Origin of the sequence: Paraburkholderia sp., assembly GCF_035656215.1 — a bacterium.
Taxonomy (GTDB): domain Bacteria; phylum Pseudomonadota; class Gammaproteobacteria; order Burkholderiales; family Burkholderiaceae; genus Paraburkholderia.
This window is the reverse complement of record NZ_DASRSY010000033.1, coordinates 1-10,959: the sequence shown is the minus strand read 5'-3', so window position 1 is coordinate 10,959 and position 10,959 is coordinate 1. Positions and strand designations below refer to the sequence as shown.

The following is a 10,959-nucleotide window of genomic DNA, read 5'->3' as shown; positions in this document are numbered from 1 at the left end:
CGGACTACAGTTCGATTCTGGTCGGCATTCAGGTGCCGGAGAGCGAGACCAGCGGGTTCGAGCGCTTTCTCACGACGCTGGGTTATCCATACTGGGAAGAGACGCAGAATCCTGTTTATCGCTTGTTCCTCGCTTGATCTTTTTGGACTGAAACGCGCAGATGGCTCTTTCGCTTGTCGACAAACTGGTGGTGGCAATCTCGTCGCGCGCGCTGTTCGACTTCGAGGAAGAGAACTGCGTGTACGAGGAAGGCAACCTGCGGGCATATGAAGCGTTGCAACGCGAGCGGCTGGCCGTGCCCGCCAAACCGGGCGTGGCGTTTCCGCTGATCCGCAAGCTGCTGGCGTTGAACGCCGGCGGCCATCGCGTCGAAGTCGTGATCCTGTCGCGCAGCGATCCGATCAGCGGACTGCGCGCATTTCATTCGTGCAGGGAGTATGGACTGGCGATCGAGCGTGGCGTGTTTACACGTGGGCGCCCGCCGTTCGGCTATCTGAAGCCGTTGAACGCCTCGCTGTTTTTGTCCGCGAATCAGGACGATGTGCGCGACGCATTGACCGCCGGATTTCCGGCCGCGCGCGTCTTGCCCGAATCGGCGAAAATGGCGAGCAAGTACCCGGACGAGATCCGGATCGCGTTCGACGGCGACGCCGTATTGTTTTCCGACGAAGCCGAGCGCATCTTTCAGAAGGATGGCCTGCGTGCGTTCGTCGGCCATGAGATTCATAACAAGGATTTGCCGCTCGCGGATGGGCCTTTGAAGCCGTTGCTCGAAGCACTGCATCGGCTGCAGAAACTCGCGGACGAAGCCGCACCAATGCATATTCGTACGGCCTTGGTGACGGCGCGCTCAGCCCCGGCGCATGAGCGCGCGATCCGCACATTGATGGCGTGGAACATCGAAATCGACGAAGCGATGTTCCTCGGCGGCCTCGACAAGAGCGCATTTTTGCGCGAGTTCGAGCCGGACTTTTTCTTCGACGACCAAATTGGCCATTGCGAATCGGCCCGCGTCGTGACGGCGACGGGGCACGTGCTGAGTGGCATAGTGAACGCATCATGACACCCGAACAATCACCGCTGGGTAAGCCTTCCGCTTACACCGAACAGTATGACGCTTCGCTGCTCTTTCCGATTGCCCGGAAGAATGCGCGCGAGGCGATTGGGATTAGCGCGCAGTTGCCGTTTTTCGGCACGGACATCTGGAATGCTTACGAGCTTTCCTGGCTGAATGCGCGCGGCAAGCCGCAGATTGCAGTGGCGACTTTCTTTGTGCCGGCTGATTCGCCGAATATCGTCGAGTCGAAGTCGTTCAAGCTTTATCTTGGGTCATTTGCGCAGACGGCGTTCGAGTCGATGGAAATGGTGCGTGACACGATCAAGCGCGATGTTTCCGCTTCTTGCGGCGCGACCGTTGCTGTTCATCTGACAGCACCGTATGAGTTCGGCAAGCTACAGATGGAAGAGTTTGAGGGCTTGTCGCTGGATCGGTTGGATCTGGATACGGATGTTTATCACCCTGACGCCTCATTGCTGAAGGCCGCGCTTGATGAAGCACCGGTTGAGGAGACTTTGTTTTCCAACTTGCTGAAATCGAATTGTCCGGTGACCGGGCAGCCGGACTGGGGCACCGTGCAGATTCATTACGTCGGACCGCAGATCGATCATGCGGGCTTGCTGAGGTACATCATCTCCTATCGGAATCACACTGGGTTTCATGAGCAGTGTGTGGAGAAGATTTTTATTGATCTGATGAAGGCGTGTAAGCCGGTAAAGTTGGCGGTTTATGCGCGCTACACGCGACGCGGCGGCTTGGATATCAATCCGTTCCGCACGAATTACAATTTGCCGATGCCGGACAATATGCGGTTGGCGCGACAATAAATAGCAGGTTGTTCGCCGCGGCGAGCTGATGCGAATCCGCGGCGAACGAAACAACGAAACCTTCAGGTTCAGGCCGAAGGCTTCTTATAAGCCACGCAATCAACCTCAACCCGGCAATCAATCACCATCGAAGAAACCACACAGGCCCGAGCCGGCGGATTCTCGCCAAAGTACTCACGAAACACCTTGTTGAAAGAAGCGAAGTCACGTGGATCATCCAGCCACACACCGCAGCGGACAACATGCTCCGCCCCATACCCTGCTTCCTTCAAAATAGCGAACACGTTCTGAATCGCCTTATGCGATTGCTCAACAATCCCGCCATTGATCACCTCACCGTTTTCCATCGGCGTCTGCCCGGAAACGAACAACCAGCCATCCGCTTCGACTGCCCGCGCAAAGGGCATATGTTGGCCACCGGTACCCTTGCCGCCTTCAACACCATATCGCTTCATCGTCAAACTCCTTTAAAAGTCCGGCACGCGCCAACGAAGACGCATGCCATATTGATCAGAAAACCAGAATCAAAACGCGCCGTGCGCGTCACCCTTCGACGCCGCGCCGCGCGCCACAAAATGCCCTGCCCGCTCACCGGTCACGGCGCCATCGCGGTAAGACAACACACCATTCACCCACACCGCGTCGATGCCGTCCGCGGGCTGCTGCGGCTTCTCGAACGTCGCCGCGTCGCGCACCCTGGCTGGGTCGAACAACACCAGATCCGCGTGATAACCGATATGCACCTCGCCCCGCTGCGCCAAACCAAACCGGCGCGCCGACAAGCTGGTCATCTTGCGCACCGCCTCTTCGAGCGGCAACAGCTTCGCATCGCGCGCGTAGTGTCCGAGCACGCGCGGAAACGCGCCCCACAAGCGCGGATGCGGCAGTGGATCGTTCGGCAAACCATCTGAGCCGACCATCGTCGCGGGATGCGACAAAATGCGCCGCACGTCGTCCTCGGACATGTTGTGATACACCGCGCCCGCCGGCTGCAACCGCTTGCCCGCCTCCGGCTGCGTGACGCCCCACTCGGCGGCAATGTCCTTGATCAGTTTGCCCGCCATCTCGGGATGCGGCTCCGACCACGTAATCGTGATGTCGATGTCGCCCGTCACCTGCTTCACGTCGAGCGTCGACGAACTGCGGTTGTACGGATAGCAGTCGCAGCCGATCGGTTGCAAACGACGCGCGCCCTCGAGCGACTTCAGCACCTCTTCACTGCGCCCCCAGTTCGACGGCCCAGCGCACTTCAGATGCGAAATCACCACCGGCACATGCGCGTGACGGCCTACCCGGTACGCTTCGTCCATCGCGTCGAGAATCGCGTCGAACTCGGTGCGCATGTGGGTCGTGTAAAGCGCGCCTGCGGCGGCGAGTGGCTCGGCCAGCGCCATCACTTCTTCAGTCGGCGCGGAGAATGCAGAGCCGTACGCAAGTCCCGAGCTCAAACCCAACGCACCGTTCGACAGCGCCTCTTCGAGTTGCGCGCGCATTCCGTCGATTTCCTCCGCGCTCGCCGCGCGATCGAGCCGGTCCATCTGATTGCTGCGCAACGCCGTGTGCCCAATCAGCGCGCCGACATTCACCGCGGGACGCGCGGCGTTCACCGCTTCGACGTAGGCAGCGAAGGTCGGGTATTGGAACGCGTCACGTTCGCCGAGCAGGTTCATCGGATCGGGCGGATCGCCCTTCAGCGATACCGGCGACGCACTGATCCCGCAATTGCCGACGATCACCGTCGTCACGCCCTGGGTGATCTTCGGCAGCATTTGCGGCGAACGGATCACGTGCGTGTCATCGTGCGTATGAACGTCGATGAAGCCCGGCGCCAGCGCCCGGCCATTCGCCTCGATCACCTCTTCGGCGAGCCAGTTCGACAGATTGCCGATTGCGGCGATGCGGCCCTCGCGGATCGCGACGTCGCGTTCGACCGGCGGTGCGCCCGTGCCGTCGTACAGTTGCGCGCCGACGATCAGCGTATCGGCGGCTTCGGGATGCGAGTGCATGGATCAGTCTCCTAACGGTTGTCGATCGCCGCCACCACGATGCGCGTCGAGCGCGTGCTTCATGCGGCGCAGCAATTCCCGGCTCTCGTCACCCTGACTGACGGCAAGTTCGGTGACGAGCACATCGAGCGCCATCATCATCGCGTAGCGCGACGACGACGGCTTGTAAATGAAATCGGTTTCAAAGGCGACGATCGGAATCACCCAATCGGCCAGTTTGGCTAAAGGCGAAGCCGGCGCGGTCAGGGCGATCACGGTCGCCCCATAGCTGCGCGCGATCTTGCAGTTCTCGACCATCTCGGGCACGCGCCCGGTAGTGGACAGCGCGATGACCACGCACTCGCGCGATACGGTGCTCGCCACCATGCGCTGCAACAAGCCGTCCTGATAGGTCGCAACCGGCCGACCGAGTCGCACGAGCCGAAAGCGCATTTCGTCCGCCAATGCGGTCGAGCCGCCACCCATGCCGAATACATAGATCATTCGCGCGGCGCGCAACGCGGCCGCTGCTTCGTCTAAAGGCGCCTGGCGCAGCAGCTGGTGGTTGTGGGCAAGGGCGGTCTGCAGTTCATCGAACACGCGAGTGGCGATGGGCTCGGGCGCGTCAGTGGGTCCGCCTGCTTGCAGGAAGCGCTGACCGACGGCGGCCGCCTGCGCGAGCCGCAGCTTGAGCTCCCGCACGTCGCGGCAACCAACTGCCTTGGCGAAGCGCGTCACGGTCGCGACGCTCACCTCCGCCTGCTGGGCGAGCGCGCCAATGCTGGCGCGCGATGCGCCAGTCAGATCGTCGAGAATCAGTGCCGCAACCTTACGTTCGGCCGAACGCAGTTCCGGCGCGCACTCGGCGATGCGCGCGACGATATCGAAAGCCAGCGGTTCGGCGGTTGAGTTCATTGCAGACTGTGGGGGCGTCTCGCGAGGCTTACAAAAAGCCTCCGACAAGCCGTGGTACTAAATAACATTCCTCCAACCATCGTACTTTCGGTAACATAGTAAAGTCAACTTTGATTCGATTTAACTGGACGATGGAGCAGGGAGACATGAAAGTTACAAACTATCAGGGCGCAACGATTGATCCTTATAGCAAGGGCTTGGGCATGGTTCCGGGCACCAGTATCCAACTCACGGATGCCGCGCGCCTCGAGTGGAACCTGCTGAACGAAGACGTGAGCCTGCCCGCCGCCGTGCTGTACGCGGATCGTGTGGAACACAACTTGAAGTGGATGCAGGCGTTCGTCGCGGAATACGGCGTGAAGCTCGCACCGCACGGCAAAACCACCATGGCGCCGCAGCTGTTTCGCCGTCAGCTCGAAACCGGCGCATGGGGCATTACGCTCGCCACCGCGCATCAGGTGCGCGCGGCCTATCACGGCGGCGTTTCGCGGATACTGATGGCCAATCAGCTGGTTGGTCGCCGCAACATGATGATGGTCGCGGAGTTGCTGAGCGACCCTGATTTCGAGTTCTTCTGCCTCGTCGATTCGGTCGAAGGCGTCGAGCAGTTGGGCGAGTTTTTCACGTCGGTACGCAAGCCGCTGCAAGTATTGCTCGAGCTCGGCGTGCCGGGCGGCCGCACCGGCGTGCGCGACGAAGCGCAGCGCAATGCGGTGCTCGAAGCCATCGCGCGCTATCCGGATGTGTTGAAGCTGGCGGGCGTCGAGTTGTATGAAGGCGTGCTGAAAGAGGAACACGAAGTGCGCGAGTTCCTGCAGAGCGCCGTCGCCGTGACGCGCGCGCTTGTCGAGGAAGGACGTTTTGCTCGCACGCCGGCCGTTCTGTCAGGCGCCGGGTCGGCCTGGTACGACGTGGTCGCGGAAGAATTCGTGAAGGCCTCGGAGACCGGCAAGGTCGAAGTCGTGCTGCGGCCCGGCTGCTATCTGACGCATGACGTCGGGGTCTACCGCAAAGCGCAGACAGACATCCTCGCGCGCAATCCGGTCGCGAAGAAAATGGGCGAAGGGTTGTTGCCGGCGCTGCAACTGTGGGCGTATGTGCAGTCGATTCCTGAGCCGGATCGCGCGATCATCGGTCTGGGCAAACGCGATTCCGCTTTCGACGCGGGCATGCCGGAACCGGCGCGCCAGTATCGTCCGGGCACCGAAGCACCGCGCGACATTGCCGCAAGCGAAGGCTGGGAGATTTTTGGCTTGATGGATCAGCACGCGTATCTGCGGATTCCCGCAGGTGCCGACCTGAAGGTAGGCGACATGATCGCGTTCGACATCTCGCATCCCTGCCTGACATTCGACAAGTGGCGTCAAGTGTTGGTAGTCGATCCGTCGTATCGCGTCACTGACGTGATCGAAACGTTCTTCTGATTTTGATGCATACGGCGCGCTTCACCAGAGGGTAGCGCGCCATTAATGATTCTCAGAATGTCGGCGCCGGCCGTGTCGTTCGCGGCGGCCTCGGCGCTGAATCGGCCAATCTTTTCTCTATCAGCCCTCACGCGCCAGTTCACTGCCCGCCGCGTCGGGGACTTGCGGAAGAGCATCAGAGTCCGCGCCCGCTGCGTTAGCCGTCGCCGCTACCTCACCGATCCGCACTTCCAGCATCTTCAAGGCCCCCGACAGCGCACCCAGCGCATCGTCCGGCAATGACGCCATGGTGTCGTGCAAAAACGCATTGCGGCGCGGCAAGCTGGCTTCGGTCGCCGACTGCCCCGCTTCGGTCAAGCGTACATTGGTCACGCGGTTATCGCGAGTATCCATGCTGCGAGCAATCCAGCCCAAACCCTCGAGCGTTTTCAGCTGCCGCGTGAGCGCGCCCGGATCGACGCGCAAGCGCTCGACCAGCCGCTTCTGCGACGACTCGCCGGCCTGCTCATGCAGCGCGAGCAGAATGCGCCAGCGTGGCAACGGGTGTCCAACCTGGGCCTCGAACGCCGACATGAACGCCCGATAAGTGCGGCCGAATTGCTGTATGACGGCGACCCGATCCTGTTCTTCCATGATCTATCAGTAAAACGGTAAGGCTAAAAAAAATCAATCCGCGTGAATCACCGGCTCGAGCTTGCGCTGGAGCTTGATCGGCGGCACACGGCGGCTTTGCCAGACGGATATCACGGCGATAATCGCCGCCAGCGCGAGACCCAGATGAATTGCCGCAACGAGCGCTTCGCGCGCACTCTCGAGCAACATCGCGCCGTTGTGGCCCGCATGCGTCAGCTGGCCGAGCAAGGTGTTTTGCGCGTCGCGATTGATCAGGATTTGCGGGTCGCCGAGATCGGAGAACCATTGCGACGCGTGATCGTTTTCCAGCGCGCTCCGCACGCCGCTCGCGTACATGTGGCTGATCAGCGTACCGGTAAGCGCCGTGCCGATCATCCCGCCGATCATCCGCAGCGACTGCAGCAGCGCGGTGGCGATGCCGAGGTGTTCGCGGCCTGCTGTCTGCTGCGCGAAGATCGTCAGATTCGGCATCACAAAGCCGAGACCGAGGCCGCCAAGCACCATGAACGACATCAGCATCCATTGCGGCATGGAGCGCGTTGCGACGACCACGCCGAGGCACGCCAACGCCACCAGCGCGAAGCCGATGTACAGCATCACATTCGGATTGCGCACGCGCGAGACAATACGGCCATTAGCGATGCTGCCGATCGTGATGAACACGACGAGCGGCGTAATAACGAGCCCCGCATCTTTCGGCGACATCCCGAAGCCGCCCTGAAACAACAACGGCGCGTAAAACAGCAACGAGAACATGGTGAAGCCGCCCAGCACGGCAAGCGTGAAGAGCGCCGCCAGACTGCGATTGCGAAACATATCCACCGGCAAAATCGCCGTCGGGCAACGCTTTTCCCACTGCCACAACCCGTATGCCGAGGCGACACTCAGTGCGAGCAGCGCGAAGGCGCTCAACGTGACGCCATGCTTCGGCAACAACTCGACGAACAATTGCAGCGAGCCAAGCGCCACCGCGATCAGCAGCGCACCCGGCCAATCGAGCCGCATCTTGCCTTCGTGCTCGATGTGCCGCAGATGAGGCAGGAAGCGCCAGACGAAAAATAGCGACAGCAGACCGACCGGCAAATTCACATAGAACACCGAACGCCAGCCGTAGTACTGCGTGAGGAAGCCGCCGAGCGATGGCCCCACCGCGTTCGCAATGCCGAACGCCGAACTCATCAGCACCTGCCAGCGCAGACGCACGACCGAGTCGGGAAAGAGATCTGGAATGCAGGCGAAAGCGGTGCCGACCAGCATGCCGCCGCCGATGCCCTGCAAGCCGCGCGCGAGCACGAGGAACAGCATGTTGTTGGCGGCGCCGCACAACACCGACGCCGCCGTGAATACGACGATCGATGCGATCACGAAGGGCTTGCGCCCATAGTAATCGCCGAGGCGGCCGAAGATCGGTACGGTGATCACCGAGGTCAGCAGATACAACGTGGCGACCCAGGCATAGAGCTCGAAACCCTTCAGTTCAGAGACGATGGTAGGCAACGCGGTGCCGACCACGGTCTGGTCCAGGGCGACCAGCATTGAAACGAAGGAAACGCCGAGCATCGCCAGTAGCGATTCACGGAAAGGTAAAACTTGCCCACTCGAGTGGTGGGCCGCGGTATGGACAGCCATTTTTGATAGAGCAACAGTTGACTCGTCAAACAATAGTGAATCATACCACGAGGTGATGCTCTAAGCTGGAACCCGCTGATGCAGTTCACCGCGCCGGCAATCGACTGAAGAATGAACAACATGACGCCAGGGAGGCACATGGAGCCGAGTTCGCTCGCAGCACAATCCTTATCGGACGAAGACCTGAGCGCGCTAAGACGCGCGAAACACGAACTGGAGAGCCCCGCACTGGCGATGAAACTGGCCAGCATCGTCGGCTCGCCGCTCGAAAAGCTGCTCTCGCGCATACCGGCTTTTGCTAACGAGAAGGTCACGGATGCGACGGAACTGGCGTTGCGCAAGTGCCTGTCGATCGCGCTGCGCACACTCGGTCGGCAGACCGGCGCCTCGCCCCTGATCGTGCCCGACAAGCCGAGCAACCTGCTGCACAAGTTTGCCGTGGCCACCACCGGCGCGGCCGGCGGCGCATTCGGTCTGTTCGCGTTACCCGTCGAGTTGCCGGTCACGACCACGCTGATGTTTCGCTCGATCTGCGACATCGCGCGCAGCGAGGGCGAGGATCTGACGTCGATCGACACGCAGTTGCAATGCCTGACGGTGCTCGGCATGGGCGGCACGTCGAAAGCCGACGACGACGCCGACTTCGGCTACTTCATCATGCGCGGCGCGCTGGCGCAGGCGGTGTCGAAGGCGTCATCCGAAATCGCGACGAAGGGCTTCACCGCGCACGGCTCCGCGGCATTGCTGCGCCTGCTCAACACAATTGCCGCGCGCTTTTCTGTGCAGGTGAGCGAGCAGATCGCCGCCAAGTCGATTCCGGCGATCGGCGCGGTGCTCGGCGCGATGGTCAATACGGTGTTCATCGACCACTTCCAGCAGGTCGCGCACGGCCACTTCACCGTGCGGCGTCTGGAGCGGCAATACGGCCAGGAAGCGGTCGAGGCTGCCTATCAGACGATGGATGTGACGCTGGACGGCTGAACGTCCCTCGCTGCACCGCTCGTCACACGTCGCACGAAAGCCGCGGCGCGGTCGAGCGCGCGGTTCGCTTCGGGAATGAACGGAGAGAACAGTGGCCAGGCGTGCGGCATCTTCTTCCACACGTCGAGTTCGCAGTCGACGCCCGCTGCGCGTGCCTTGTCGGCGACGCGTTGCGAATCGTCGAGCAATACCTCGGTGCTGCCCGCCATGATGAAGATCGGCGGCAAGCCGCGCAGGTCGGCATAAACCGGCGAAGCGTAGGGATGCGTGGCGGACGTGTCGCCGAGATAGATCTTTGCTGCGAGCGCGATGGCTGGGCCGCTGAACATCGGATCGAGACCATCGTTTGTGCGGATGGTGGCGCCGGCAGCGGCCAGATCGGTCCACGGCGAGAACAGCAGACAGCCGGCCGGCAAGGGATCGCCGGCGTCGCGCAGAGCGACCAGCGTGGCCAGTGCAAGGCCCCCGCCTGCTGAATCACCCGCAATTACGATCGACTCAGGCGGCGTGCCGTCCGCGACCAAACGGCGATAGGCGGCGGTCGCGTCATCGAGTGCGGCCGGAAAGCGATGCTCGGGGGCGAGACGGTAGTCGAGCGAAAAAATGGGTGCATTGGCGCGCGTCGCCAGACCGTACACGAGCGAGCGATGCGTACGTGGCGAACAGAAATAGTAGCCGCCGCCGTGGCAATAGAGAACGGTCGGGCTGGTGCCGACGGCCTGCGTGCTGTCGACCCGCTCTATCCATTCCCCACGTAGCGGCTGATCGTCCGGTTCATACATTTCACGCAGATGCCAGCCACCGGGCATACGAGGCGACCAGGCACGTTTGGCCGTCAGTGCACGTGCTTTCTCAACGTTGATGCCTGGTTTTAAGGTTTGCGGTCGAAACTGCCGACGCAGATACCAGCACGCGAGTGCACTTTGCCAGCTCATCAGGACACGCTCCTTCGATAGTGTCCCGTCATGGTACGTGCGTTCGCCATCGCGTCGGTGGACGAGAACTTCTAATCCTGAAAAGGCGCCCACGTCACCGGGCGAGGCTTTCCTCTTGCTTAGTTGGCCGGCAAAATCTGCCCGCGAATCTCACCCATCGGGTTCTGCGCGGTATGGACATTAAAGTACCACTGCCCCGCCATCAAGTCCGTCACCTGCTGTTCGGTGAGCGCCGCCGATCCTTTGATCGGGCTCGCTAGCGCGTCCTTTCCGATCGGCACCTGGACCTTGGCGTTCTGCCCGACTGGCGCGGGACCGTGGAAGTGCGCGGCGGTTGCTGGGCCACTCAGCCCTTCATAGGTGACAGTCCATTGCAGGGACTTGGTTGACGTATCGAACGTGGCGTTCAACATGCCGTGCCCGTGACTTACGCGCGGCGGCACTTCGCTCGACGGTTCGAGATCAGCCTTCAACGCTACCGTATCCGCAAAGGCGACGCCCGACGCCAACGCCCACACCACCACGGCAAAATTCAGTTTTCGAAGCGCAATCATGGTCTTCTCCGGACTTTGA

General features: G+C 61.5%; 11 protein-coding genes. 4 read left to right on the top strand and 7 right to left on the bottom strand.

Translation table 11 applies throughout. From position 1 onward, the window contains the following. Positions 1-160: 160 nt before the first annotated feature. Together VFE81_RS01790 and queF are read left to right on the top strand one after the other, a co-directional pair. Positions 161-1,063 (top strand): 5'-nucleotidase, encoded by a 903-nt coding sequence (locus tag VFE81_RS01790; protein ID WP_325042950.1) that lies wholly within the window; start codon positions 161-163, stop codon positions 1,061-1,063. Further along, entirely contained in the window at positions 1,060-1,884 is an 825-nt protein-coding gene (gene queF / locus VFE81_RS01785) for an NADPH-dependent 7-cyano-7-deazaguanine reductase QueF (RefSeq protein ID WP_325042949.1), read from the top strand. Before VFE81_RS01790 ends, queF begins: the two co-directional genes overlap by 4 nt. 68 nt (positions 1,885-1,952) lie before the next feature. On the opposite strand, the gene VFE81_RS01780 is transcribed toward queF, so the two are convergent. The 3 genes from VFE81_RS01780 to VFE81_RS01770 all read right to left on the bottom strand — a co-directional run bounded on the left by VFE81_RS01780 (position 1,953) and on the right by VFE81_RS01770 (position 4,784). Then, positions 1,953-2,339 carry a RidA family protein gene (locus tag VFE81_RS01780; RefSeq protein WP_028200605.1) on the bottom strand — a complete coding sequence of 129 codons (387 nt, stop codon included), beginning with the start codon at positions 2,337-2,339 and terminating at the stop codon, positions 1,953-1,955. Between the two features lie 69 nt (positions 2,340-2,408). Beyond that, on the bottom strand, positions 2,409-3,890 hold the full coding sequence (locus VFE81_RS01775) for a D-aminoacylase (protein ID WP_325042948.1): 1,482 nt from the start codon (positions 3,888-3,890) through the stop codon (positions 2,409-2,411). A 3-nt stretch (positions 3,891-3,893) separates the two neighbouring features. After that, positions 3,894-4,784 (bottom strand): MurR/RpiR family transcriptional regulator, encoded by an 891-nt coding sequence (locus VFE81_RS01770; protein WP_121109252.1) that lies wholly within the window; start codon positions 4,782-4,784, stop codon positions 3,894-3,896. A gap of 146 nt (positions 4,785-4,930) precedes the next feature. On the opposite strand from VFE81_RS01770, the gene VFE81_RS01765 reads away from it, so the two are divergent. Continuing rightward, positions 4,931-6,208, top strand: a complete 1,278-nt coding sequence (locus VFE81_RS01765) for an amino acid deaminase (RefSeq protein ID WP_325042947.1) — start codon at positions 4,931-4,933, stop codon at positions 6,206-6,208. Positions 6,209-6,328: 120 nt separating this feature from the next. On the opposite strand, the gene VFE81_RS01760 is transcribed toward VFE81_RS01765, so the two are convergent. Together VFE81_RS01760 and VFE81_RS01755 are read right to left on the bottom strand one after the other, a co-directional pair. Continuing rightward, entirely contained in the window at positions 6,329-6,841 is a 513-nt protein-coding gene (locus VFE81_RS01760; RefSeq protein WP_325042946.1) for a MarR family winged helix-turn-helix transcriptional regulator, read from the bottom strand. A gap of 33 nt (positions 6,842-6,874) precedes the next feature. Further along, positions 6,875-8,470: an MDR family MFS transporter gene (locus tag VFE81_RS01755; RefSeq protein WP_325042945.1), complete on the bottom strand. Its 1,596-nt coding sequence runs from the start codon at positions 8,468-8,470 to the stop codon at positions 6,875-6,877. A 138-nt stretch (positions 8,471-8,608) separates the two neighbouring features. Between VFE81_RS01755 and VFE81_RS01750 the strand changes: the two genes are divergently transcribed. Then, positions 8,609-9,451, top strand: a complete 843-nt coding sequence (locus VFE81_RS01750; RefSeq protein ID WP_325042944.1) for an EcsC family protein — start codon at positions 8,609-8,611, stop codon at positions 9,449-9,451. On the opposite strand, the gene VFE81_RS01745 is transcribed toward VFE81_RS01750, so the two are convergent. Together VFE81_RS01745 and VFE81_RS01740 are read right to left on the bottom strand one after the other, a co-directional pair. Then, positions 9,421-10,386, bottom strand: coding sequence for an alpha/beta hydrolase (locus tag VFE81_RS01745; protein WP_325042943.1), 966 nt, complete (start codon positions 10,384-10,386; stop codon positions 9,421-9,423). The two genes, VFE81_RS01750 and VFE81_RS01745, sit on opposite strands and share 31 nt — an antisense overlap. A 119-nt stretch (positions 10,387-10,505) precedes the next feature. Next, entirely contained in the window at positions 10,506-10,940 is a 435-nt protein-coding gene (locus VFE81_RS01740) for a CHRD domain-containing protein (RefSeq protein WP_325042951.1), read from the bottom strand. Positions 10,941-10,959 lie beyond the last annotated feature (19 nt).